25 protein-coding genes, 2 tRNA genes and 1 pseudogene are annotated in these 24,144 nt (G+C 73.2%); 6 read left to right on the forward strand and 22 right to left on the reverse strand.

The genetic code is table 11. The features are described from left to right. Positions 1-35 precede the first annotated feature (35 nt). Positions 36-1,697, forward strand: coding sequence for a GGDEF domain-containing protein (locus tag BKA22_RS00445; protein WP_146952137.1), 1,662 nt, complete (start codon positions 36-38; stop codon positions 1,695-1,697). Positions 1,698-1,818: 121 nt separating this feature from the next. Here the strand turns inward: BKA22_RS00445 and BKA22_RS00450 are convergent. From BKA22_RS00450 to BKA22_RS00460, 3 genes are all read right to left on the reverse strand, one after another. Further along, positions 1,819-1,894 (reverse strand) — tRNA-Lys (locus tag BKA22_RS00450). A 66-nt stretch (positions 1,895-1,960) separates the two neighbouring features. Further along, positions 1,961-2,173: a hypothetical protein gene (locus BKA22_RS00455; protein ID WP_146952136.1), complete on the reverse strand. Its 213-nt coding sequence runs from the start codon at positions 2,171-2,173 to the stop codon at positions 1,961-1,963. Positions 2,174-2,319: 146 nt separating this feature from the next. Further along, positions 2,320-2,616, reverse strand: coding sequence for a GroES family chaperonin (locus tag BKA22_RS00460; protein ID WP_146952400.1), 297 nt, complete (start codon positions 2,614-2,616; stop codon positions 2,320-2,322). A 141-nt stretch (positions 2,617-2,757) separates the two neighbouring features. On the opposite strand from BKA22_RS00460, the gene BKA22_RS00465 reads away from it, so the two are divergent. Further along, on the forward strand, positions 2,758-3,225 hold the full coding sequence (locus BKA22_RS00465; RefSeq protein WP_146952135.1) for a peroxiredoxin: 468 nt from the start codon (positions 2,758-2,760) through the stop codon (positions 3,223-3,225). Positions 3,226-3,356: 131 nt separating this feature from the next. After that, a tRNA-Leu gene (locus BKA22_RS00470) sits at positions 3,357-3,439 on the forward strand. A gap of 57 nt (positions 3,440-3,496) precedes the next feature. Here the strand turns inward: BKA22_RS00470 and trxA are convergent. Next, positions 3,497-3,865 carry a thioredoxin gene (gene trxA / locus BKA22_RS00475; RefSeq protein ID WP_146952134.1) on the reverse strand — a complete coding sequence of 123 codons (369 nt, stop codon included), beginning with the start codon at positions 3,863-3,865 and terminating at the stop codon, positions 3,497-3,499. 112 nt (positions 3,866-3,977) lie between these two features. On the opposite strand from trxA, the gene BKA22_RS00480 reads away from it, so the two are divergent. Beyond that, positions 3,978-4,532, forward strand: a complete 555-nt coding sequence (locus BKA22_RS00480) for an NUDIX hydrolase family protein (RefSeq protein ID WP_146952133.1) — start codon at positions 3,978-3,980, stop codon at positions 4,530-4,532. Positions 4,533-4,574: 42 nt separating this feature from the next. On the opposite strand, the pseudogene BKA22_RS00485 reads toward BKA22_RS00480, so the two are convergent. The 7 genes and pseudogenes from BKA22_RS00485 to clpS form a co-directional block, all read right to left on the reverse strand. Continuing rightward, positions 4,575-6,205: pseudogene (locus BKA22_RS00485) on the reverse strand (ABC-F family ATP-binding cassette domain-containing protein). A gap of 43 nt (positions 6,206-6,248) precedes the next feature. Then, the gene (rdgB, locus tag BKA22_RS00490) at positions 6,249-6,869 is read right to left on the reverse strand and encodes an RdgB/HAM1 family non-canonical purine NTP pyrophosphatase (RefSeq protein ID WP_146952132.1); all 621 of its coding nucleotides are present in this window, start codon (positions 6,867-6,869) and stop codon (positions 6,249-6,251) included. After that, positions 6,866-7,657 (reverse strand): ribonuclease PH, encoded by a 792-nt coding sequence (gene rph / locus BKA22_RS00495; RefSeq protein WP_146952131.1) that lies wholly within the window; start codon positions 7,655-7,657, stop codon positions 6,866-6,868. The genes rdgB and rph overlap by 4 nt, the downstream gene beginning before the upstream one ends. A 69-nt stretch (positions 7,658-7,726) precedes the next feature. Then, complete coding sequence (locus BKA22_RS00500; RefSeq protein WP_146952130.1) at positions 7,727-8,515, reverse strand: MBL fold metallo-hydrolase; 789 nt, start codon at positions 8,513-8,515, stop codon at positions 7,727-7,729. Beyond that, entirely contained in the window at positions 8,512-9,327 is an 816-nt protein-coding gene (gene murI / locus BKA22_RS00505) for a glutamate racemase (RefSeq protein ID WP_146952129.1), read from the reverse strand. The genes BKA22_RS00500 and murI overlap by 4 nt, the downstream gene beginning before the upstream one ends. Before the next feature lie 10 nt (positions 9,328-9,337). Continuing rightward, positions 9,338-10,105, reverse strand: coding sequence for a DUF2017 family protein (locus BKA22_RS00510; protein ID WP_146952128.1), 768 nt, complete (start codon positions 10,103-10,105; stop codon positions 9,338-9,340). Further along, entirely contained in the window at positions 10,105-10,395 is a 291-nt protein-coding gene (gene clpS / locus BKA22_RS00515) for an ATP-dependent Clp protease adapter ClpS (protein WP_146952127.1), read from the reverse strand. Before clpS ends, BKA22_RS00510 begins: the two co-directional genes overlap by 1 nt. Before the next feature lie 87 nt (positions 10,396-10,482). Here clpS and BKA22_RS00520 point away from each other — a divergent pair, with 87 nt between their 5' ends. After that, positions 10,483-11,844 (forward strand): nicotinate phosphoribosyltransferase, encoded by a 1,362-nt coding sequence (locus BKA22_RS00520; RefSeq protein WP_146952126.1) that lies wholly within the window; start codon positions 10,483-10,485, stop codon positions 11,842-11,844. Positions 11,845-11,883: 39 nt separating this feature from the next. On the opposite strand, the gene BKA22_RS00525 is transcribed toward BKA22_RS00520, so the two are convergent. The 11 genes from BKA22_RS00525 to BKA22_RS19450 form a co-directional block, all read right to left on the reverse strand. Continuing rightward, a complete protein-coding gene (locus tag BKA22_RS00525; RefSeq protein ID WP_179561572.1) occupies positions 11,884-12,039 on the reverse strand; it encodes a hypothetical protein in 156 nt (51 codons plus the stop codon). Between the two features lie 218 nt (positions 12,040-12,257). Beyond that, positions 12,258-14,078, reverse strand: coding sequence for a DEAD/DEAH box helicase (locus tag BKA22_RS00530; protein ID WP_146952125.1), 1,821 nt, complete (start codon positions 14,076-14,078; stop codon positions 12,258-12,260). Beyond that, the gene (locus BKA22_RS00535; RefSeq protein ID WP_146952124.1) at positions 14,075-14,449 is read right to left on the reverse strand and encodes a DUF3039 domain-containing protein; all 375 of its coding nucleotides are present in this window, start codon (positions 14,447-14,449) and stop codon (positions 14,075-14,077) included. The genes BKA22_RS00530 and BKA22_RS00535 overlap by 4 nt, the downstream gene beginning before the upstream one ends. 34 nt (positions 14,450-14,483) lie before the next feature. Next, positions 14,484-15,266, reverse strand: coding sequence for a glucosamine-6-phosphate deaminase (nagB, locus tag BKA22_RS00540; RefSeq protein WP_146952123.1), 783 nt, complete (start codon positions 15,264-15,266; stop codon positions 14,484-14,486). Continuing rightward, complete coding sequence (locus tag BKA22_RS00545) at positions 15,266-16,258, reverse strand: ROK family protein (RefSeq protein ID WP_146952399.1); 993 nt, start codon at positions 16,256-16,258, stop codon at positions 15,266-15,268. The genes nagB and BKA22_RS00545 overlap by 1 nt, the downstream gene beginning before the upstream one ends. A 10-nt stretch (positions 16,259-16,268) precedes the next feature. Further along, positions 16,269-17,111, reverse strand: a complete 843-nt coding sequence (locus tag BKA22_RS00550) for a carbohydrate ABC transporter permease (protein WP_146952122.1) — start codon at positions 17,109-17,111, stop codon at positions 16,269-16,271. Then, positions 17,108-18,067, reverse strand: a complete 960-nt coding sequence (locus BKA22_RS00555; protein WP_146952121.1) for a carbohydrate ABC transporter permease — start codon at positions 18,065-18,067, stop codon at positions 17,108-17,110. Before BKA22_RS00555 ends, BKA22_RS00550 begins: the two co-directional genes overlap by 4 nt. A 111-nt stretch (positions 18,068-18,178) precedes the next feature. Beyond that, on the reverse strand, positions 18,179-19,501 hold the full coding sequence (locus tag BKA22_RS00560; RefSeq protein WP_146952120.1) for an extracellular solute-binding protein: 1,323 nt from the start codon (positions 19,499-19,501) through the stop codon (positions 18,179-18,181). Positions 19,502-19,586: 85 nt separating this feature from the next. After that, positions 19,587-20,765, reverse strand: a complete 1,179-nt coding sequence (locus BKA22_RS00565; protein ID WP_146952398.1) for an ROK family transcriptional regulator — start codon at positions 20,763-20,765, stop codon at positions 19,587-19,589. An 87-nt stretch (positions 20,766-20,852) separates the two neighbouring features. Further along, a complete protein-coding gene (locus tag BKA22_RS00570) occupies positions 20,853-21,869 on the reverse strand; it encodes a PfkB family carbohydrate kinase (protein ID WP_223203471.1) in 1,017 nt (338 codons plus the stop codon). Positions 21,870-21,933: 64 nt separating this feature from the next. Further along, positions 21,934-22,461, reverse strand: a complete 528-nt coding sequence (locus BKA22_RS19450) for a hypothetical protein (protein ID WP_223203470.1) — start codon at positions 22,459-22,461, stop codon at positions 21,934-21,936. Between the two features lie 211 nt (positions 22,462-22,672). Between BKA22_RS19450 and BKA22_RS00580 the strand changes: the two genes are divergently transcribed. Continuing rightward, positions 22,673-24,010 carry a pectate lyase gene (locus tag BKA22_RS00580; RefSeq protein ID WP_223203469.1) on the forward strand — a complete coding sequence of 446 codons (1,338 nt, stop codon included), beginning with the start codon at positions 22,673-22,675 and terminating at the stop codon, positions 24,008-24,010. The last annotated feature ends 134 nt before the right edge of the window (positions 24,011-24,144 follow it).

The following is a 24,144-nucleotide window of genomic DNA, read 5'->3' on the forward strand; positions in this document are numbered from 1 at the left end:
TCCCCCGGCGGAGGCAAGGAGCGGACGACGGCGCGATGAGGACCGACGACGGGCAGGCCGAGCGGATCGGGCCGACGGACTGGGACGCCCTGGTCGACGAGCTCGCGTTCCTGGCGGACTCCGACGCGTCCCAGTGCGTGCGGCGCGCGACCGACGCCGTGCACCAGGCCCGCGCCGAGGGTGCCGTCGAGGCCGAGATGCAGCTGAGCTACTACGCGGCCGTCGCGCACCACGCCCTCGGGCAGGACTCGGACGCCCTGACCGCCGCCGCCCGGACCGAACACCTCGCACGGGACTCCAGCGAGCTCGTCTGGGAGTCGCGCGCGCTGGCCCGCCAGGGGCTCGTCCACCACGACCTCGGCAACATCGAGGACGCCGTCGACCTGCTGACGCGGGCCGTCGAGCTGCGACGCGAGGCCGACGACGTCGCCGGCACCGCAGACGTCCTGACGACCCTGGGCACGGTCTACACCGCGATGCCGCACTTCGCGCCGCAGGCCGCGGGTGTGCTCACGCAGGCCCACCGGTTGTGGCTGCAGGCCGGCGACCCCGATCGTGCGTCGATCGCGCACGCCCACCTGGCACGCACGTTCGTCGAGACCAGCAGCCGGCTCGCCGAGGAGAACCCCCGCGGCGCCCGTGCGGCCGCCCGGCGCGCCCTCGCGCTGGCGCTGGAGGCGGTGCAGGAGGCGGACGCGTCCGGTCTGAGCAGGACCGCCATCGACGCCCGGTTCACGGTCGTGGCGGCGCACGTGCTGGCTGACGACCTGCCGGCCGCCGGAGCGGTGCTCGACACCGCCGAGGACATGCTGGACCGCTTCCCCTCCGCCATGCAGCGTCTCGCGCTGCACCGGATCCGCGCGGGCTGGCTGGTCCGCAGCGGCCGGTACGCGGAGGCGGCCAAGGAGGCCACCGCCGGGCTGGTCCTGTGCGACGAGCTGCGTCGTCCCGCCGAGCGGGCCGGGCTGCTCCAGGTGCTCGTCGATGCCGACGAGGCCCGCGGGGAGCTCGCCGCGGCCCTGGACGCCCTGCACGAGCTGCACGAGCTGACGGTCCGCACCGGCGACGCCATGGCGCAGCGACGAGCCGTCCTGCTGGGCTCGCGCATGGAGCTGGAACGGGCCGAGCGCGTCGCCGAGGCCGAGCGCCGACGGTCCGAGGCGCTCGAGGAGCACAACGCCCGCCTCGTGCACGAGGCGTCGCACGACCCCCTGACCGGGCTCGCCAACCGTCGTGCGCTCGACCGGGAGCTGACTCGGCGCGTGCAGGAGCGCGCGGTGTTCACGGTCGCCCTCGTCGACGTGGACCACTTCAAGCGGGTCAACGACACGTGGTCGCACCAGACCGGCGACGCCGTGCTACAGCGGATGGCCCACACGCTGCGCGACGGCCTGCGCAACGGCGACCTCGCGGCCCGCTACGGGGGCGAGGAGTTCGCCCTCGTGCTCGACGGGCTCGACGGGCCCCGGGCTGCCGAGGTCTGCGACAGGCTGCGCGCGCGCGTCGCCGCGCTCACCTGGGACGGACCGATGTCCGGCTCGCAGGTGACGATCAGCATCGGGGTGTCCGGCTGGGTGCCCGAGGAGGGCGTCGACGTGACGCTCGCACGGGCCGACGCCGCGCTGTACGGGGCGAAGGAGTCGGGCCGCAACCAGGTCCGGCTGTCGACCGCCGCGTCACCTGCGACCGTCGGCTGACGTCGGCCGAGCTCGCCCGGCCGAGGTCGACCTGCGGGCGGCCGGGGGTCGCTCGACCGTAGTCTGCGGGTACGGACGACAAAGGCCCCTGATCCGCGTCTCCGCAGATCAGGGGCCTTGCTGGTGCGCCATCAGGGACTCGAACCCCGAACCCGCTGATTAAGAGTCAGCTGCTCTGCCAATTGAGCTAATGGCGCGCGATTGAGAACGTTAGCAGCCTCCTGGCCGAAGAATCCAACTGGCGGGCCACGACGTGACGCCCGTCACCTCTCGACGTTCCCGGGGCCTGCCTCTGCGCCGCTTCCGTCGTCGGTCGAGTCCTCCCACCAGGCGTCCTCGGGCAGCCCCTCCTCCGCCAGGATCTCGGAGGACGTGCGCCGTTCGGCACCCAGCAGGTCGACCAGCAGCGCGAGGGGGACGTGCTCGGCGAGCAGGTCCTTGATCGACTGCGTGTCGTCGGGTGTGGGCTCGCTCACGCGGCGTCCTCCTCGGTGGGCCCGCGGGCCGTGGTGCCGCGGTCCTTCATCGGAGCATCACGCCAGGAGGTGTGCAAGGCCTGGGAGCCCCTCGCGGATGAGAAATCACTCAGATGAGCCCCCGAGCCACCCGGTCGGCCGCAGGGTCAGAGGTAGAGACCCGTGCCCTCGCCGACCCCACGCGGCTCCGCCACCGCGTGCACGTCCTTCTCCCGCAGCAGCAGGTACGTCGAGCCCTCGAGCTCCACCTCGGCGCGCTCCTCCGGGTCGAACAGCACCTTGTCGCCCACCTCGACCTGGCGCACGTGCTGCCCCACGGCCACCACGGCCGCCCAGGCCAGCCGCTTGCCGACCACGGCGGTCGCCGGGATGACGATCCCCGCGGTTGAGCGACGCTCGGCGGACTCCCCGTCGAGCGCGACCAGCAGACGGTCGTTGAGCATCCGGATGGGCAGTCCTGCCCCCGGGAGGCCGGTCGAGCGGTTCGCGCCAGGGCTGTTCACGGCCCCGACGCTACCCCGGTCGGCACGTAGGCTGGACGTCCGCAGGCCACCCCCACCACGCCTCAGACCCCAGGAGCACCCGTGCCCCGTCTCGCCGTCGGCGACGCCGCGCCCGACTTCACGCTGCCGACCGCGGACGGTGGCAGCCTCACGCTGTCCGACCTGCGCGGACGGCGCGTGATCGTGTACTTCTACCCGGCCGCCTCGACCCCGGGGTGCACCAAGGAGGCCTGCGACTTCCGCGACTCGCTCGCCTCGCTGCAGTCCGCCGGCTACGCGGTCGTCGGCGTCTCGCCCGACCCCGTCGGTGCCCTCGCCGCGTTCGCCGACACCGAGGGCCTGACGTTCCCGCTCGTCTCCGACCTCGACCGCTCGACGCTCGAGGCGTGGGGCGCCTGGGGTGAGAAGACCCTCTACGGCAAGACCGTCACCGGGGTCGTGCGCTCGACCGTCGTCGTGGACGAGGCGGGCCTGGTGACGCACGCCCAGTACAACGTGCGCGCCACCGGGCACGTGGCACGGCTACGGCGCGAGCTCGGCGTCGGCTGAGCCCGACAACCGAGCCGGACAACTGAGCCGGACGACCGAGCCCGACGCGCGGGCAGGACGCCAACGGCCGGGCGCGTGGCAGACTTCCAGCGCCCGACCGGCGACGTCACGCACCCGCCGGCGACGGCGACGCGGGAGTGGTGAAACGGCAGCCACGCCAGGTTTAGGTCCTGGTGCCCGAGAGGGCGTGCGGGTTCGAATCCCGTCTCCCGCACGTCTCCCCCACGGCTGCTGCCGCGCTGAGCGGGCAGGGACCCGCCCGCCGGGCCGATCAGGACTGCGCGGCCTGCTCGGCGATCTTCGCCCGGACCTCGTCCATGTCGAGCCCCTTGACCGCCTCGACGACCTGCGCGAGCGCCGGCGCGGGCAGGGCACCCGGCTGACGGAACACGAGGATGCCCTCGCGGAACGCCATCAGGGTCGGGATCGACGTGATCTGCAGCTCGGCCGCGAGCTCCTGCTCCGCCTCGGTGTCGACCTTGGCATGCACCACGCCCGGGTTCACCTCGGACGACTGCTCGAAGATCGGCCCGAACCGCTTGCACGGCCCGCACCACTCCGCCCAGAAGTCGACGAGGACGATGTCGTTGTCGGTGATGGTCGACCCGAGGGTCTGCGCGGTCAGCTCCGTGGTGGCCATGGTCTCTCCTAGCGTGTTCGTGGTCCGGTGCGTGCAGCGTCCGGCGCCCGCGCGGTATTCCCCGCCGCGAGCCGTGTGGGCCCCGACCGGTCGGTCGGGGTAGAACTGCACGGTGACCGAGACCGCCGACTTCCCGCCCGACCCCGAGCGCCCCGCCGGGTGGCTCAGCCCCGCGCAGATCGCCGCCGCCCGCACCCAGCTGCCGATCCTCTACGTGGACGCGATCCCGGTCCGGGTCGACGACTCCGGCGACGTGGTCGAGGTCGGGCTGCTGCTGCGGGTGACCCCGGAGGGCGTGATGTCCCGCGCGCTCGTGTCCGGGCGGGTCATGTACCACGAGCGGATCCGGGACGCGCTGCTGCGCCACATCGAGAAGGACCTCGGCCCGGTCGCCCTGCCGCAGATCCCGTCCTCACCCCAGCCGTTCACGGTGGCCGAGTACTTCCCCACCCCGGGCGTCACGCCGTACCACGACCCTCGCCAGCACGCGGTGTCGCTGGCCTACGTCGTGCCCGTCTCCGGGGACTGCCGCCCGCAGCACGACGCGATCGACCTGGCGTGGCTGACTCCCGAGGAGGCGTGCGCCGAGCAGGTCCAGGTCGAGATGAACGGCGGCCAGGGGCTGCTGCTGCGCCAGGCGATGGGCTGGGTCGGCCGGCTGCCGTGACCGGACGCGCCGACGGCCCGTCAGCGGCCGCTCAGGCCGCCGTCAGAGGCTGAGCTCGGGCCAGTCCGCCAGGTCGGCCCGCATCGCACGGTCGTGCGTGGCGACGACGACCGCGCCGAGGTCGCCCGCAGCGCCTGCGTGAGCTCGTCCACCAGACCGACCGACAGGTGGTTGGTGGGCTCGTCGAGCAGCAGCACGTGCGGGGCCGCGAGCAGCGCGCACGCCAGGTCGAAGCGCCGTCGCTGCCCCACCGACAGCTCACGCAACGGCCGGTCGAGGTCGTCCTCGGTGAGCAGGCCGAGGGCGGCCACCGGGACGAGCTGGGCCGGGTCGAGCGCACCGCCGTGCAGCAGCCGCAACGCGTGCCGGGCGTAGGCGTCGAACGCGGTCGTGGTGTCGTCCGCCGAGGTCGCGTGCTCGCTGGCGCCCTCCTGGCCGAGGACGCCCACGCGCACACCGGGCGTCGAGGTACGCGTGCCGCGCTCGAGCCGCACGGTGCCGGCCAGCGCGGCGAGCAGCGTCGACTTGCCCGAGCCGTTCGGCCCGGTCACCAGCAGCCGACCGCACGGGGGCACCTCGATGCGCCGACCGGGCAGGTCGAGCCGGACGCGCCCGGCACCCGTGACCAGCGGGGCCCGCAGCTCCAGGAGCGGGCCCGGGCGCGGCTCGGGAGGGAGCGAGGGCAGGTCAGGGAAGCGCAGCGCGAGCGGCGGCACCGGCACCTCGACGGCCTGCGCCTCGAGTCGCTGCACGAGCCGGTCGGCGGCCTTCACGTGGATCCGCGCGCGGGTCGCCCGGCGGTTCTTGTCCGAGCCCTTCGGCGGGCGCCACTCGTCGGACAGCCCCTCGTAGGAGGCGTCCAGACGCTGGGCGAGCTGCTCGGCACGCTTGCGCTCCTGCCGGTACCGGACCCGCCAGCGGCGCAGCATCTGGTCGCGGGCGTACCGGTAGGCCACGTACCGGGACGACCCGTACAGCGCAGGACGGCCGTCCATCGACGGGTCGAGGTCCAGGATCGCGGTCATCACGTCGTCGAGCAGGCGGCGGTCGTGCGTGACGATGACGACCGCACCGGCCCAGGCGCGCAGCTGCGCCGTCAGGTAGTCGATCCCCGCGACGTCCAGGTGGTTGGTCGGCTCGTCGAGCAGAAGCACGTCGGCACGCTCGGCGACCCGGCAGGCCAGCCGCACCCGGTACCGCTCTCCGACGCTCAGGGTCTCCAACAGACGGTCCCGGTCCCGGGGCGCGCCGAACCGGGTCAGCGCCTCGTCGGCCCGCCGGTCCACGTCCCACGCCGCCAGCTGCTCGTAGCGGGCGAGCACCCCCGCCAGGTGCGCGAGGTCGCCCGCCTCGTGGTCGAACGCGGCGATGGTCGACTCGAGCTCGGCCGCGACGGTCCGCACGCCCGTGAGCGTCGCGTCGACCAGCGCACCGACGGTGTCCCCCGGGGTCACGTCGAGCTCCTGCTCGACCACGGCCAGCGAGCCCGTGCGGCGCACCTCGCCGGACAGCGGGGCGAGGTCGCCCGCGAGCACGCGCAGCAGGGTCGTCTTGCCGGCACCGTTCTCCCCGACGAGCCCGACCCGCTCGCCTGCGGACACCGTCAGGTCCAGCCGGTCGAGGACCGGACGGCCCGGGTACCCGAATGTCACGGCCTCGGCCACGAGCTGCACGGAGGCGTCGGCGACCGGTGCGGCCTCGGCGCTCACCCCGTGCTCACCCGTGCAGCACGCGGACGACCACCGGCGTCAGCGCCCGGAAGGCCTGCCCCCGGTGGCTGATCGCGTGCTTCTCGTGGGACGTCAGCTCGGCGCAGGTCCGCCGCTCGCCCGCCGGGACCAGCACGGGGTCGTAGCCGAAGCCGTGCGTGCCGCGCGGCTCGGTGGCCAGCGTGCCGACCAGCTCGCCGGTCTCGACGTGCTCGAACCCGTCCGGGGTCACGAGCGCCGCGGCGCACACGAAGCGGGCGCCGCGGTGCGGGTCGCGGATGTCGGAGAGCTGGGCCAGCAGGAGCGCGAGGTTCGCGGCGTCGTCGCCGTGCCGACCCGACCAGCGGGCGGAGAAGATGCCGGGTGCACCACCGAGGACATCGACGCTCAGGCCCGAGTCGTCCGCCACGGCGGGCAGCCCGGTGGCCGCGGCGAGCGCCCGGGCCTTGAGCAGCGCGTTCTCGACGAAGGTCAGCCCGTCCTCGACGGGCTCGGGGGCGCCCAGGTCTCGCGCACCGACGACCTGCTCGGGCAGCAGGCCCGGCAGCGCGGGGACCAGGATCGCCCGCAGCTCGGCGATCTTGTGCGCGTTGTGCGTCGCCAGGACGAGCCGGGGAGCTGCGCTCACGCCGAGACCCCGGCACGCGTGGCCGAGCCGTCGGCTGCGGGCGCCGCGAGCGCAGCGGCCTGCAGCAGCGCGAGCTCGGCCGTGCCGGCCACCGCGAGGTCCAGCAGCGCGTCGAGCTCGGCGCGGTCGAACGGCGCGTGCTCGGCCGTGCCCTGCACCTCGACGAACGTGCCCGAACCGGTGACCACGACGTTCATGTCCGTGTCGGCCTTGACGTCCTCGACGTAGGGCAGGTCGAGCACGGGGACGCCACCGACGACGCCGACGCTGATCGCCGACACCGAGTCCTTGAGCACCGTGCGCCCGGGCCGGACGATGCCCTTGGCCTTCGCCCAGGCGACCGCGTCCGCGAGCGCGACGTACGCGCCCGTGATCGAGGCGGTGCGGGTGCCCCCGTCGGCCTGCAGCACGTCGCAGTCGAGCACGATCGTGTTCTCGCCCAGGGCGGCGACGTCGACGACCGCGCGCAGCGAGCGACCGATCAGTCGGGAGATCTCGTGGGTGCGGCCGCCGATCTTGCCGCGCACGGACTCACGGTCCGAGCGGGTCGACGTGGCGCGCGGCAGCATCGAGTACTCGGCGGTGACCCAGCCCTCGCCCGAGCCCTTGCGCCAGCGCGGGACACCCTCGGTGAACGAGGCGACGCAGAGCACCTTGGTGCCGCCGAACTCGACGAGGACGCTGCCCTCGCCCGCCTCGAGGAATCCGCGGGTGATCGTGACGGGCCGCAGCTCGTCGGGCCGACGTCCGTCCGGGCGCGCCGAGGTGGTCGAGGTGTGGGAGGTCATGACGACGAGCCTAACCGGGGCGCCCGTCCGACCCGGGCCGCGCGTGCCGTCCCCGAGGGCTGCGGCTGCTCAGAGCACGTGCACGGCGCCCGGGACCGCGAGCTCGACGGGCCCGGCGTAGACCTGCCGGGCCTCGGCGAGCGCCACCTGCGGGTCGTTCCACACGGGCAGGTGCGTGAGCACGAGCCGGCGCGCGGCTCCGCGCGTCGCCGCCTCACCGGCGCGCCTGCCGGTCAGGTGCACCCCGCGCAGGTGGTCGTCACGGCCCTCGACGTAGGCCGCCTCGGCGAGCAGCAGGTCGGCGTCGGCGGCCAACCGGTCGAGGCCCTCGCACGCGTCGGTGTCGCCCGTGTAGGCGAGCGTGACGGTCCGCGAGGGGTCGTCGTCGCCGGGACCGCTGACGCGCAGGCCGAACGCCGGGATGGGGTGCTCGACGCGCACGGGCTCCAGTGTGAGCGGTCCGACGACGACCGGCACGCCCTCCTGCCAGGTGTGCACGACGAACTGCTCGGTGGGGTCCGTCGCCGGGTCCTTGCCCGCGTACGCCGCGAGCCGGTCGCACGTGCCTTCGGGCCCCCACAGGTCCACGGGCGGGCACGGACCCTGCGGCCGGTACCGGCGCAGCACGTTGAGCACCACGAGGTCGGCCATGTGGTCGGCGTGCAGGTGCGAGATCGCGACGGCGTCGAGCGCGGTCGGGTCGGTGAGCGCCTGCAGCGGCCCCAGCGCACCGTTGCCCAGGTCCATCAGGACCGTCCAGGTGCGCCCCGCGGCGTCCTCGGCCTGGACCAGGTAGGCCGAGGCCGCCGAGTCGGCGCGCGGGAACGACCCGGCGCAACCGACGACGACGAGCCTCATCGCAGCGCCGCCCTCGTCTCGACCGCACCGACCTCGGGCCCGAGGAATCGGCGCGCGAGCGTCTGGAACGAGACCGGGTCACCCGTCGCAAGGAACCGGTGCTCGGGTGCTCCTGCCGCCGGGTCGCGCTCGAGGTCGTGCTTGACGAGCGTGCGGTAGACGTCCTTGGCCGTCTCCTCCGCGCTCGAGACGAGCGTGACCTCCTCGCCCATCACGTAGGAGATGACGCCGGTGAGCAGCGGGTAGTGCGTGCAGCCGAGCACGAGCGTGTCGACCCCGGCCTCACGCACCGGGTCGAGGTACTCGTGCGCGACGGCCATGACCTCCGGGCCGGAGGTGATCCCGGCCTCGACCAGCTCGACGAACCGCGGGCACGCCCGGGTGACCAGCTCGACGCCGGGCGCGACGGCGAAAGCGTCGTCGTACGCCCGGGACTGCACGGTCGCCTTGGTGGCGATCACGCCGATCCGGCCCGTGCGGGTCGCGGCGACTGCGCGACGGGCGGCGGGCAGGATCACCTCGACGACGGGGATGCCGTGCCGCAGCGTGTACCGCTCGCGGGCGTCGCGGAGCATCGCGGCCGAGGCGGTGTTGCACGCGATCACGAGCATCTTCACGCCCGCGTCCACGAGGTCGTCCATGACCTCGAGCGCGTGCGCGCGCACCGCGGCGAGCGGCTTGGTGCCGTACGGGGTGTTGAGCGTGTCACCGATGTAGAGCGTCGACTCCTGCGGGAGCTGGTCGAGCACCGCCCTGGCGACCGTGAGCCCCCCGACGCCGGAGTCGAAGATCCCGATGGGGGCGTCGTTCACGTCGCCGAGCCTAGCTGCTGGTGGAACCGCCCCGGCCGGACCTGCGGTGTGAGCCACGCCGCAGGTCCTCGAGCATGAGCTCGACGAGGGACTCCTGCAGCAGGCCCAGCGCGCCGTAGACGGAGACCAGGTAGCGGCGCACCGCGCGCTCGTCGTCCGCGGTCCCGTCCGTCGTCGAGTCGCCCGCCCAGTCCGCCGTCGCGTCGTCCTCCGCGCCGGACACGGCCCGGTCGTGCTCGTCGTCGAGCACGTCGTAGAGCGTGTCCGCGTCCTCGTCGGTCCGCACGTCGAGCCGTTCGGCCAGCACCAGGCGCACGTCCGTGAGCGTCGCGACGACCTCCTGCGCACGTCCCGCGGGGACCACGAGGGCGTCGTCGTCCGGGCCCGTGCTCGGCGTCGTGACCAGGTCCCAGAGCACCGCGAGCCGGGCGACCTTCCCCGCGCGCAGGTCGTCCTCCGTCAGGCGGCGGAACTCGGCCGCGACCTCCTCGTCGTCGCGTGAGGCGTCGGGGAGGAGCCGACGCACGGCACCGTCCCGGGGTCGTTCGACCGGCCCCGTGCGCAGCCGCAGCGCAGGCCCCGCCCGGTCTTCGCGCACGGGCCACTGCGGCGTGCCGTCGACCCCCCGGGGCACTCCCAGCAGCTCGGCGACGTCGGCGGCGAGCACCGCGAGCAGCGCCCGCTCGGCCCGGTCGACCCGGGCGACGTACCCGACCTCAGGACGGGTGGCGCCATCGGCACCGACCGCCGGGGCGTCCGAGCGCTCGAAGGCCCGCATCAGTCGCCCGAACGCTGCATCGTGGCCCACAGCCCGAACCCGTGCATGGCCTGCACGTCGACCTCCATCGCCTCCCGGTTGCCCGTCGAGACGACCGCCCGGCCCTCCTCGTGCACCTGGCGCATGAGCCGGTGCGCGCGTTCGGCCGGGTAGCCGAAGTAGCTCTCGAAGACGTAGGTCACGTAGGTCATGAGGTTGACCGGGTCGTTCCACACGATCGCGACCCACGGGTCGGCCGTCGAGGTCGACGCCGCCTGCTCAGCGGTCTCCTCGGGAGCGATGGCGGGCACCCGTCCACTCTAGGCGCGGCCCCTGCGGCCCACCGCGCGGGGCGACCTGCGCGGTGAGGGATCGACGCGAGGTCCTACGGTGTCGGCATGCCCTTGTCCTCACCGACCGGCCACCGCCCGGCGTCCCCCTCGACCGCACTGCTGACCGACCGCTACGAGCTCACGATGCTGCAGGCGGCGCTCGCCGACGGCACCGCGGACCGCCGCTGCGTGTTCGAGGTGTTCACCCGTCGGCTCCCCGCCGGCCGCCGGTACGGGGTGCTGGCCGGCACCGGACGGTTCCTGGAGGAGCTCGAGGACTTCCGGTTCGGTCCGGCCGAGCTCGAGTGGCTCTCGAACGAGGGTGTCGTCGACGACCGCACGCTGGACTTCCTCGCCGCCTTCCGGTTCTCCGGCTCGATCACCGGGTACGCCGAGGGTGAGGTGTTCTTCCCGCTGTCCCCGGTCGTGGTCGTCGAGGGCTCGTTCGCCGAGGCGGTGCTCCTCGAGACGCTGCTGCTCTCGACGCTGAACTACGACTCGGCCGTCGCCTCGGCCGCCTCGCGCATGACGAGCGCGGCGATCGGCCGCCCGTGCCTGGAGATGGGTGCGCGCCGCGCGCACGAGGACGCCGCGGTGGCCGCAGCCCGCGCCGCCGTGGTCGCCGGCTTCGCCGGCACCTCCAACCTGGAGGCGGGGCGACGCTACGGGCTGAGCACGATCGGCACGGCCGCGCACGCCTTCACGCTGCTGCACGACGACGAGCTGTCGGCGTTCCGCGCCCAGGTCGCGGCGCAGGGCACGGGCACGACGCTGCTCGTCGACACCTACGACGTGCGGCGCGGGGTCGAGAACGCGCTCGCCGTCGCCGGGACCGAGCTGGGTGCCGTCCGGCTCGACTCCGGGGACCTGACGCTGCTGGCCTCCGAGGTCCGGGCGCAGCTCGACGCCGCGGGGGCCCGGAGCACCCGCATCACGGTGACCTCGGACCTGGACGAGCACGCGATCGCAGGCCTGGCGGCGGCTCCGGTGGATGCGTACGGCGTCGGGACGTCGCTGGTCACCGGGTCGGGGGCACCGACCTGCGGGATGGTCTACAAGATGGTCGCTCGCGAGGACGCCCACGGCGTGCTGCAGCCGGTGGCGAAGGTCTCCCGGGCGAAGGCAAGCGTGGGTGGCCGCAAGTCGGCGGCGCGGCGGATCGGGACGGACGGCCGGGCGGTCGAGGAGGTGCTCGTCGCAGGGCCCGACGAGGCGGTGCGCGGCTGGCGGGCGACGGAGCCCGACCTGCGGGGGCTGCACGTCCCCCTGGTGGTCGACGGCGAGGTGGACCCCCGGTGGACCGGCGCGGAGGGTGTGCGGACCGCGGTTGCGCGGCACCGGTCGTCCCGGGACGAGCTCCCGCGCGGGGCCCGACGCCTGTCGGCGGACGAGGCCGCCCTGCCGACGGTGACCGTGCGGCTCGACTGAGTCGAGCGGGTCGCACGGTCACCGTCGGCTGGCCGCACGCTAGACGCGCGACCGGCCTCGGCCGACCAGTCCGAGGATCAGGCTGACCACGAGGACCGCGACACCGATCCAGATGAGGAACTGCCCGATCGAGGTGGCGACGCCGAGCACGACGAGCACGACGCCGACGAGGATGAGGACGAGCCAGCTGGGCATGGTGAGCCCCTTTCGTTCCGGTCCGCCGCCGGGATCTCCAGCGGCGTCCCCCCATCTCGATCCTGTGGGGCTGCGGCGCACGAAGTCCAACCGGGACGACCGAGTTGCGCCACCACCACGTCGTGTTATCCACGCCCGCGGCGCGATCGCCTGACCTGCGAGGACGCGGCCGATCACCCCGCTCCGACGGATTTGTCACCGTCCACGGGACGAGACGATCAGGTCCGACCGACGAACCATCCGCGCAGGAGGTCGACCCGTGCGGTCAGCTGCTCGGGGTCGGCCAGGGCGACCTCCGGGCCACCGCAGCGGCGGCGCAGCTCAGAGTGCACGGTGGCGTGCGGCTGCCCGCTGCGCCGCGACCACGCACCGACCAGCTGCGACAGCTCCTTGCGCAGCTCGGCCTGCCGCCGGTGGTCCATGGCAGGCACGGCGGCGACCTCGGCTGCCTTCGCCCGGCGACGGTTGGACAGCTGGTCGGCCTGGCGCTGCTTGAGCAGCGTCGAGACCTGGTCGACGTCGAGCAGGCCGGGAAGCCCCAGGAAGTCGAGCTCCTCGTCGGAGCCCACCTCGGCGCCGGTGCCGAACTCGCCGCCGTCGAACAGGACGCGGTCGAACTCGGCCTGCGCCTCGAGGGCCTCGAACGAGCCCTGGATGCCGTCCGGGCCGACCGCGTCGGGTCCGTTGCGCTCGGAGTTCGCCGCCGCGAGCAGCGCGTCCTCCGGGTTGTAGCCCTCGCCCTGCTCCTCGCCGGTCTTGGGCCGGTCGAGGGCGTGGTCGCGCTCGAGCTCCATGGTGTTGGCCAGCGCGAGCAGCTGCGGCACGCTCGGCAGGAACACCGAGGCAGTCTCGCCGCGGCGGCGTGCGCGCACGAACCGACCCACGGCCTGCGCGAAGAACAGCGGGGTGGCGGTGCTCGTGGCGTAGACGCCCACCGCGAGCCGTGGCACGTCGACGCCCTCGGACACCATGCGGACCGCGACGAGCCAGCGCGACTCACCCGCGGAGAACTCGTCGATCCGGTCGCTGGCCCCGTCGTCGTCGGACAGCACGACGGTCGGCGACTGCCCCGTCAGACGCGCCAGGTGACCCGCGTAGGCGCGCGCATCGGTCTGGTCGGTCGCGATCACCATCGCACCCGCGTCGGGCACGGTCCGCCGCACCTCGGTGAGGCGACGGTCGGCGGCCGCGAGCACGCTGGGCACCCACTCACCGTTCGGGTCCAGCGCCGTACGCCAGGCTTGCGACGTCATGTCCTTGGTGAGCGGCTCGCCGAGGCGGGCGGAGATCTCGTCGCCGGCCTTCGTGCGCCACCGCATCGAGCCGGAGTACGACAGGAAGATCACCGGCCGCACGACGTGGTCGCGCAGGGCGTCGCCGTAGCCGTAGGAGAAGTCGGCCAGCGAGCGCCGGATCCCCTCCCGGTCCGGCGCGTACTCGACGAACGGGATCGCCGCGGTGTCCGACCGGAACGGCGTCCCCGTCAGCGACAGGCGGCGGGTGGCCCCCTCGAACGCCTCCCGCACGGCGTCACCCCAGGACAGCGCGTCGCCGCCGTGGTGCACCTCGTCGAGGATCACGAGCGTCGGTGCGGCCTGCGTGCGTGCCGCGTGCAGCGCGGGCTTGCTCGCCACCTGCGCGTAGGTCACCGCGACACCGTCGAACCCGTGGCCGTGCCGACCCTGGGCGTTGCTGAAGTTCGGGTCGAGCGTGATGCCCACCCGTGCGGCCGCATCGGCCCACTGCCGCTTGAGGTGCTCGGTGGGAGCCACGACGGTCACCCGACGCACGATGCGCGCCTCGAGCAGCTCGGTGGCGATGCGCAGCGCGAAGGTCGTCTTGCCCGCACCCGGGGTGGCCACGGCGAGGAAGTCCCGCGGCGAACGCGCCCGGTAGAGCTCGAGCGCCTCGGCCTGCCACGCACGCAGACGCCCGGCGGTCCCCCACGGCGCACGTGAGGGGAACGCCGGCGGCAGGTTCGATGCCGCAGACGTCGAGGCGTGGGTCGTGGTGGTGGACGGGCGCGGGGCCGGGCTCACTTCCCGCCCGAGGAGCCGCGGCCGAAGCCGCTCCAGCCGCGTCGACCCGAACCGCCACCGGAACCCCCGGAGTCGTCGCCGTCCTGCGGTGCGCGCAGACCCTCGTAGATCTCCTTGCAGACCGGGCAGACCGGGAACTTGTTGGGGTCCCGTCCCGGCACCCACACCTTGCCGCAGAGCGCGATCACCGGCTTGCCGGACAGCGCCGACTCGGTGATCTTCTCCTTGCGCACGTAGTGCGCGAAGCGCTCGTGGTCGCCCGGCTCGAGCTCCTCGTGGGCCTCGGTGCGCTCCAGGACGCTGGTCGAGGTGCCCTGGTCCGGGCCTGACGGGTCGTCGGGTCCGGTGCTCGGCGGGAACGGCTCACTCATGGCGGGGAGTCTACGTCGGGGGTCCGACGAGTCGTCAGATCGTCTGCCACCGGGGTTTCGCGTCGAACGTCTCGCGGTAGTACCCGGCCAGCTGCAGGCGGCTCGCCGCGGCCTCGTCGACCAGGACGGTCACGTGCGGGTGGTGCTGCAGGATCGTGGCGGGCCACAGAGCGCTGACCGGGCCCTCGACGAGCTGGTGCACCGCCTCCGCCTTGCCCCGACCGGAGGCCAGCAGCACCAGGTGCCGGGCGGCCATGATCGTGCCCAGACCCTGCGTGAGGCAGTGCTGCGGCACCGCGTCGACGTCGCCCCCGAAGAACCGGGCGTTGTCCACCCGGGTCTGGTGGGTCAGCGTCTTGATCCGTGTCCGCGACGCGAACGACGAGCCCGGCTCGTTGAACGCCACGTGGCCGTCCGTGCCGATGCCCAGCAGCTGCAGGTCCACACCGCCGGCGTCCACGATCGCCTGCTCGTAGGCCGCGCACGCGGCCGGCAGGTCCGCGGCCAGGCCGTCCGGCCCGCGCACGGAGCCGGGAGCCAGGTCGACGCGGCCGGCCAGCTCGGTCTCGATGACGTTGCGGTACCGCTCCGGGTGGTCGACCGGCAGACCGACGTACTCGTCGAGCATGAACGCCCGGGCCTGCGCGAAGGACAGGCCCTCCTGCTCGTGCCGGCGCACCAGCTCGTCGTACACGGCGAGCGGGCTGGACCCGGTCGCCAGGCCGAGCACGGCGTCCGGGCGTGCGCGCAGCAGGCGCTCGATCGCGTCGGCAGCCAGTCGCGCCAGCTCGGGGACCCCCGCGATGACGACCTCCATCAGACACCCACCTCTTCGGTACGCCCCTCGGCGGGGGCTCGGAACACCAGGGCCGCGCCGACCGCACCCACGGGCAGCCCGGGCGGGACGAGCCGGATCCGGTCCGTCATCGCGGTGGTGGCCAGGAACGGCGAGGTCCTGGCCTGTCGGTCGAGCTCGGCGACGATCGCCTCGAGCAGGGGCTCGCCCAGCTCGCTGACACCACCGCCGACGACGATGCGCTCGGGGTCGCAGGTCAGGACCAGGACGCGGATCGCCGCGACGACGGCCCGCACGAACGTCTCGCGCACCGCGAGCGCGCGCTCGTCGCCGCCTGCGGCGGCCTCGAACAGCTCGACGGGCGCCGGGCGGGCGCTCGTGGAGGGCCACGCCGCGTCGAGCGCCGAGCCGGACGCGTACTGCTCGAGGCACCCGCGCTGCCCGCACGGGCAGGGCAGACCACCCGGCACGTAGATGAGGTGCCCGATCTCACCGGCAGCCCTCCTCGCGCCCCGGCGCAGGTCGCCGTGCAGCAGGAGCCCCGCCGCCAGGCCCGTGCCGAGCGCGAGGAACGCCAGGTCGTCGACCTGCTGCCCCTCGACGACGTCGAGGACGTGCGCGGCACCGAGGACGGCGGCGTTCAGGTCGTTCTCCAGCAGCACCGGCAGGCCGCCGAGCATGGTCTGCAGCACGGTCGCGAACGGCTCGCGCCGCGTGATGCCGAGGTTCACCGCGTTCTCGACCGTGCCACGCCGGGGGTCGACGACCCCGGGCAGCCCGACCCCGACGCCACGCACCGCGGCCGACGCGACCCCAGCGGCGCGCAGCACGCCGTCGACGGCCTCGGCCGCCGAACCTGCTACGCCGACCAGGCCCCGACGGGTGGGCACGCGCAGGCGGTCGTGCACGCCTCCGTGCTCGTCGAGCAGCACGGCCTGCACCTTGGTGCCGCCCACGTCGAGGCCGACCGACCACGCGCCGGCCGCGCCCCCGGGAGGCGGGGGCGTCGTCATGGCGTCCATGTCAGCCCTTCACCGCTCCCGAGACCAGGCCCGAGGTCATCCGCCCCTGCACGATGAGGAAGAACACGATCACGGGCACGGCGATGAGCGTCGAGGCGGCCATGACCTGACCCCAGTCGACGCCCCGGTTCGCGGAGGCGGCCAGGAAGCTGCGCAGCCACAGGGGCAGCGTCTGCGCCGACTCGGCCGGCAGCGCGACCAGCGCGACCGTGAACTCGTTCCAGGCCTGCAGGAACGCGTACACGCCCGAGGCGACGAGCCCGGGGGCCAGCAGCGGGAACGTGATCCGCAGGAACGCCTGGGTCCGCGAGAGCCCGTCGACCATGGCGGCCTCCTCCAGGTCGGCAGGGACCCCGGCGACGAACCCGCGCAGCATCCACACCGTGAACGGCACGACCGCGGCGGTGTACAGCACCGAGACGCCGATGACCGTGTTGAGCAGCTGAGCACCGGCCAGCATCTTGTACTGCGCGATGAACAGGCCCTCGGCGGGCAGCATCTGCACGAACAGCACGGTGAGCACGAACGCCGCGCGACCGCGGAACCGCCACCGGCTGATCGCCAGCGCGGCCAGGAACGCGAACGCGAGCACGGCCACGACGGTCACGAGCGTGACCGACAGGCTCATCCGCAGCGCGCCACCGAACCCGCTGCCGTCCAGCACGGCGGAGAAGTTCGCCCAGGTGGAGCTGCTGTTCGGCCAGAACGTCGGCGTCGTGGCACGCAGCCGCGCCGACGGGGTGACGGCCGACAGCGCCATCCAGTACACGGGGAAGGCCCAGACGACGGCGATGGCGACGGCGAGCAGACCGAGCGTGGCCCGGCCGAGGGTGCGGCGGCTCATGCTGCGTCCTCCTTGATGAGGCTGCGCACGTACGGCCAGCTCAGCGCGACGGTGAGCAGCAGCACGAAGATGGACACGGCTGCGGCCCCGGCGAAGTCCTGCCGACCGATGCCCAGCTCGAAGATGAAGTTGCCCAGCAGGTTCGTCTCGGAGACGGGCGCCCCGGCGTCCTGCAGCAGGCGGATCTGCGCGAACACCCGCAGGTCCCAGATGATCTGCAGCAGCAGCACGATCGAGATCACCGGCCGGATCATCGGCAGCAGGATGTGCCGCAGCACCTGGTGCGGCCGGGCGCCGTCGAGGTTGGCGGCTTCGAGCACCTCGTCGGGCACCTGGGTCAGGCCGGCGTAGATCGACAGCGCCACGAACGGCACCGACATCCACACGATGATGACGGTGGCGACGAAGAAGAACGACAACGGCTGGGACAGCCACGCGTGGCCGGCGAAGTCGCTGAAGCCGAGCTGCACGAGCAGCCAGTTGATGACACCGGTGCGGTAGTCGAAGAGCCACTTCCACACGGTGACCGCCGCGACCATGGGCATCGCCCAGGCGAGCAGCAGCGCCACCTGGAGCACGACCCGGATCACCGGGTGCACGGCCCGCATGAGCAGCGCGAACGCCAGCCCGAGCCCGACCGTGACGAACGCGTTGACCAGGCAGAACGCGATGGATCGGACGACGACGGCCCACAGCGCGTCGTCGGTGAAGATGCGGGCGTAGTTGTCCAGCCCGACCCAGGTGGGCGGCTGCCCGAACTGCTGGGCGAGGCCGTACTCCTGGAACGAGGTGATGACCTGCCAGTACAGCGGGTAGCCGAGCCCGAGCAGCAGCACGGCGAGGGTGGGGATGAGCAGCAGGTAGGGCGTGGCGGGGGTCCGCCGGTGCCGGATCGCGGGCGGCGTCGTCGCCTGCTCCGTCCGGGTAGGCCCGTCGAGGGCCACGTCGTGCGTCATGGGGTCTCCTTCGCCGGTCTTCGCCGGCGTTCCGGGCGCGGCCCGGTCGACCGTCCGCGGGAGCGGGTGCCCCCGCGGACGGTCCGGACCTGCCGGCGGTCAGGGCAGGTGTCAGCCCTGGCCGTTGAGCATCGGCGTGAGCTTCTCGTCGTACTGCGCGGCGATCTGCGTCACGTCACCGCCGTCGGCGATCTTCTGGAAGAGCTCCTCGTAGACCTTGGCGCCCTCGATCGCGGCCCAGCCCGGTGCGGCCGGGGTGAGCTTGGAGCTCGCGGCGGTCTCGATCATCGTCTGGGCGAACTTGTCGTCGCCGAGCGAGGACACGTACTGGGAGTTGGCCGGGCCGAGCCCGTTCTTGCCCAGCATCGTCTGGTAGTCCTCGGAGTAGATGATCCGCAGGAGGTTCTCGGCCAGCTCGGGGTGCTGGCTCTGGGCCGAGATCGCGAGGTTGGACCCACCGGCGAACACCGGTGCGACCCCGCCGTCGACGCCCGGGAGGGCGAAGATGTCGAACTTGGCCGTGTCGGCCATGCCGTCACGGACCTCCTCGCCGGCGTCGTTGGTGGTCATGTCGCCGATCGACCAGCGGGCCCAGCCCGGAGCCATGATCGTCGCGGCGGCGGGGGCGGCACCGTCCGTGCCGTCGTTGAGGAAGTCCCAGTAGGCGACGTCACGCTCGGTCGAGGGCAGGTTCGAGGCACCCTGGTAGATGTCCTGCCACTGCTCGAGACCCTTGATGGTGTTGGGGTCCGAGAGCGTCGAGGTCCACTCGCCGCCGTCCTCGGTGGCCAGCTCGCCGCCGTTGGCGAAGACCCACGAGATGCCGTTGCGCCAGTCCTGGCCGCCGATGGCGAAGCCGGACGTGGTGTCCGTCTTGAGCGCCTTGGCGGACTCGGAGAACTCCGCGAGCGTCGTCGGCACGGGCAGCCCCGCCGCCGACCACAGGTCTGCGCGGTAGAACATGTAGCGCGAGCCGAAGTAGTACGGCAGCGCGTAGTTCTTGCCGTCGGCCTTGCCGACCTCGACGAAGGACTGCAGCAGGTCGGACCCGCCGAGCTCCTCGTACAGCGGGGTCAGGTCGCGGAACGCGCCGATGGTCGTGAAGGTCGGCGACTGCGTGTTGCCGATCTCGACGACGTCAGGGGTGTTGTCCGCGTCGGGCAGCGCGGTCGTGAGCTTGGTGACGAGGTCGTCCCAGGTCTGCTCCTCGATGGTGAGGGTCGAGCCCGGGTTCTGCTCGGCGAAGGTGTCCACCAGGTAGTCCCGCAGCTCCTGCGGGGTGTCGGCACCGGCCAGCCAGAGGGTGATGTCTGCGGCCTCGGCGGCACCGTCCGAGGTGCTGCCGGCGGCGGGCTCGTCGCTCGAACCGGACGAGCACGCCGTCAGCGCGAGCGTGGCCGCCACGCCGAGGGCGGCGAAACGTAGGATCTTCACGTTGGGGTTCCTCCCATGAGCGAGGTGACGTCGTCTGACGTCGCCGGGTGGTGCTACCGACCTGCAAGCGGTCGGCTCGGGGTCCTCACGAGACCCCGAGCTGGCCGGCCAGGACGAGGACCGAGGCGCCCGCAAGCGCCGCGTCCTCGTCGAGCGAGGCCATCCGGACCATCAGGTCCTGCCCGATGGCAGGCATGGTCCTGTGCCGGACGGTGTCGAGCGTCGCCTCCCGCAGCGGTCCGTCGAGCAGCTCGGGCGGGCCCGAGAGCACGATCTCCGCGAGGTTCAGCGCACTGCTGACGGGTGCGAGGACGAGTCCGAGCATCCGTCCGACCGACGCCAGCGCGGCGTCGGTGGCCTGGGGGTCGAGACCGGCGATGCGGCGGCGCAGGGCCGGCACGCTCAGCACGGTCTCGAGGCAGCCGGCGCGTCCGCACGCGCACGGCTGGGGGGTCTCACCGACGGTGGTCTCGTCGACGACGGTGACGTGTCCGATCTCGCCGGCGGCGTGCCGTCGGCCGCGCACGAGCCCGCCGTCGACGACGATCCCCGCGCCGACGCCCTGGCCGACGGTGACCACCATGGTCCCGTCGCCGGTGCCGGCGCCGTAGGTGAACTCGGCGAGGGCGCGGGTGTTGGCGTCGTTGGCCACGTGCACGGGCACGCCGAGCGTGGCGGCCAGGTCGACTGCGAGGGGCACGTCGTACCACCCGCGGTTCGGGGCCTCGAGCACGTGGCCGTCGGCGTCGATGACGCCGGGCGAGGCGATGCCGACGCCGATGACGGGCCGGGTGGCGGCGGCGAGCATCTCGCGCAGCAGGTGCTCGAGCGTGGCGACCGCGTCGGCCCCGGTCCGTCCGTCCAGGTGCGCGCTCCCCCGGGCGACGACGTCACCGACGAGCGTCATGACCGCTGCGCGCAGGTTCTCGTCGTCGGTGAGGTCGGCGGCGACGATCTGGAAGTCGTCGGTGCGCATCCCGACGAGGATGGCGGGCTTGCCGACCTTGCCCTCGTTGCGGAAACCGAGCTCCTCGACGAGGCCTTCGGCGAGCAGGACGGCGACGAGGTCGGAGACGGTGACGCGGGTCAGCCCGGTGCTGCGGGCGATGTCGGCGCGCGAGGAGGGGCCGAAGTGGAACAGGTGCTGCAGGACGAGCGAGCGGTTGTGCGCACGGGCGTGCTCGGGGAGCACCTTGGCCGTGGGGCGCAGGGCCCTGCCGATGCCTCGGCCGGCGGCCGGGAGCGGCTTCGTCGTCGCAGTCACATTTGTTAGTAGACCTTCCTTACTAACGAGTGTCAACCGCGCATCGTGACCGTGATCACATCGTGATCTGTCGTTCACACCGCCGAATCACAGGCGCCCGCGGACCCCCTCGACCCAGCCCAGGGCACCCGCGTGACGCACCGAGGCGGTCGCCCACCGAACGCCCTCGACCAGGGCCGACGGCAGGTCCACCCCCCGCGCGAGCCCCGCCCCCGTGGCCCCGTGCAGCACGTCACCGGCCCCCACGGTGTCGACCACCGACCTGGGATCGACACGCTCGGGCACGATCACCCGCAGCGAACCCGAACGCGCACGGCCCGAGGCATCCGTGGGCACCGCGACACCGGGGCGCCCCTCGTGCACGAGCACGCGGACCGGACCAGGTCCCGCCGACCGCGCGACCGTCCGTGGGCCGAGCGCCGCGACCGCCGACAGCAGCGCGTCACCTTCCGGAGCGGCCCCGGTCCGGTCCGCCCAGGGCGCCGACGGGTCGGCCGGCAGACGGAAGTCGGCCGAGAGGACCGCGTGGTCGACGTGCGCGAGCAGCGCCGCCGTGCCGTCCTTCCAGCTGCCGCCGTCGAGCAGGACGGGCACCGACCTGCTCCGCGCGAGCCGGGCGAACGCCGTCCCCACCTCCATGTGGTGCCCGTCGACAAGGAGCGCCGTCGCACCGTCGAGGGCCTCCTCGGCCGCCGAGCCCGCGGCCGACCCCGCCACAGAGCCCAGCGCGCGCGTGCCCGTCGCGTTCGTCGAGACCACCGCACGCTCACCCGTGCCCCGCGTGACCAGGACCGTCGAGACGGCCGGGGTCCCGGGCTCGTCCCCGAGCAGGTCGACCAGCTCGACGCCCGCTGCCTGCAGGCCCGCCCGGACGACGTCCGCCAGGGCGCCGCGACCGAGGGCGGTGACCAGGCGTGCGGAAACACCCAGGGCGACGGCCGTCGCGGCCGCGTTCGCCGCCGGACCACCGAAGGCCACCGCGAGCCGATCCGCGACGACCTTCTCGTCCGGGCCGGGCAACCGATCCACCACCTGGCGGACGTCGAGGGTGACCAGGCCGCAGCACACCAGCTGCGCGGACGAGGAGCTCACGTCGGTCGGCACGGGACCATCCTGCCCCTCACCTGCACCCTCACGTCCAGCCGACCCGATCCCGGTCGACCACCGCTCACCGGTCGGGGTCGGCGCGTTCGACCAGGTAGGTGCGCCCGTCCGGCCCGACCTCACGCACCAGGTTCGTGCGCAGGTCCTGTTCGCGCGCCTGCTCCACGGGGGAGGCACGACGGACCGGCCGCCGCGGGTCACCGAGCTGCGCGGGCCCGACGAAGGTGAGCAGCCACTCCGTCACACGTTCCCCGCGCGTGAGGGGCCGGCCGTCGACCGGCCTGGCACGCCGCCGCGGGTGATCGACGAGCAGCACGGTCACGAGACCCAGGGCGCCGGCGCACAGCAGCACCGAGGGCCAGGCACCGAGCGGGTCGGCCAGCACGTGCGAGGCGACGAAGCACAGCGCACCCGCGAGGACCACCAGGGCGAGCCGCCACCACGCCGTGCGGCGCCACTCACGCACCAGGCACCAGGCGAGCCCGGCCAGCAGGACGAGACCTCCGAGCGCCCGCAGGTCGCTCCCCCGGGCGACCGCGAAGCCGACGACGAGCGTGAGCGCGGCAAGGACCGAGGTGGGCACGCGGGACATGCCACCACCTTACGGAGCCCGGGTGCCGGCGCCCCGACTCATGAGAGTCCTCCCATAAGCGATCCGGATGATTGCGACATATCGGGCGCCTGGTTAGGTTCGTCCGCACCTGCTCCCCCGCCGACCGGTCGGGGGTCCAGCCCCTCACGCGGCCCTGCCGCACGCCCCCTGTCCCACCTGGACGGGGACCGGTCCGAGAAAGGATGTGAACGTGCACAGTTCGATGCACAGCCCCACCCGACGACGCCCAGGCCTCCGCGCCGCCGTCGCCGCCACCCTGGTCGGCGCCCTCACCGCGCTGACCGGTGTCGCGGTCGCCACCACCGCGACAGCGGCCACGCCGACGGTCGACACGACCGCCTCGTACCAGCTGGTCAACTGGCGCAGCAAGAAGGCGCTCGACATCGAGGGGAAGTCGACCACGACGGGCGCCTCGATCGTCCAGTCGACCGTCTCGACCGCGACGAACCAGCAGTTCCAGCTCGTCCCCGCGACCGGCGGCTACTACCAGCTCACGTCGCGCTCGTCCGGTCTGGTGGTCTTCATCGGCACCTCCTCGACGGCGCACGCCACGCAGCAGACCTCGTCCGGCAGCGCGAGCCAGCTGTTCTCGCTCGTCGCCGGCTCCTCCGGCCGGATCAAGCTCGTGAACAAGGCCACCGGCAAGGCGCTGCAGGTCGAGGGCGCCTCGAAGGCCGACGGCGCGCTCATCACGCAGGGCACCGACACGAACGCCAACGAGCAGCAGTTCACGCTCGTCAAGGTCAGCGGCTCGAGCAGCACGCCGACCACGGCACCGTCCGCGAGCGCCACGCCGACCGCCACGCCGACCGCCTCAGCGAGCCCCACGGCGACGGCCACCACCGGCACGTTCCCGGCGTGGCCGACGGCGACCGGCACCAAGAAGGTCACCGCCACGATCAAGGTGACCGGGACGCTCGACGGCAAGCTCGTGCGCTACTACGGGATCAGCGACGGTTCGCAGGACGAGTCGCAGCCCCCGATGTTCGAGCTGGCCGACGGCGCGACGATCAAGAACGTGATCATCGGCACCGATGCCGGCGACGGCATCCACTGCCTGGGCACCTGCACGATCCAGAACGTGTGGTGGGAGGACGTCGGCGAGGACGCCGCCACGCAGAAGGGCAAGATCAGCGGCCAGGTCATGACGATCGACGGCGGTGGCGCACGCAGCGCCTCCGACAAGGTGTTCCAGCACAACGGTCCGGGCACCATGGTGATCAAGAACTTCCAGGCCTCGGACATCGGCAAGCTCTACCGCTCGTGCGGCAACTGCTCCACGCAGTACGCCCGCACGGTCAAGGTCCAGAACGTGCAGATCACCGCACCGGCCAAGTCGCTCGTCGGGATCAACCCGAACCTGGGCGACAAAGCGACTCTCACCGGGGTGACGATCATCGGGGACACCTCGAAGAAGGTCGCCATCTGCCAGGAGTACAAGGGTGTGACCTCCGGCGAGCCCACGCTCGTCAGCAGCGGGCCCAGCACGGCCTGCGGGTACACGGCGTCCGCGGTCCTCTACAAGTAGGAACGCACGCGTCTCACCGGTGCCGTCCCGGGGTCCTTCCCGGGGCGGCACCGCCGTGCGCGGGCGGCTCGGACCGACGTCCCGTGCACCGCGAGGCCTCGGGGCAATACGGTGGACGTTCCGCGCCCCACGTC

The organism is Cellulomonas soli, assembly GCF_013409305.1.
GTDB lineage: Bacteria > Actinomycetota > Actinomycetes > Actinomycetales > Cellulomonadaceae > Cellulomonas > Cellulomonas soli.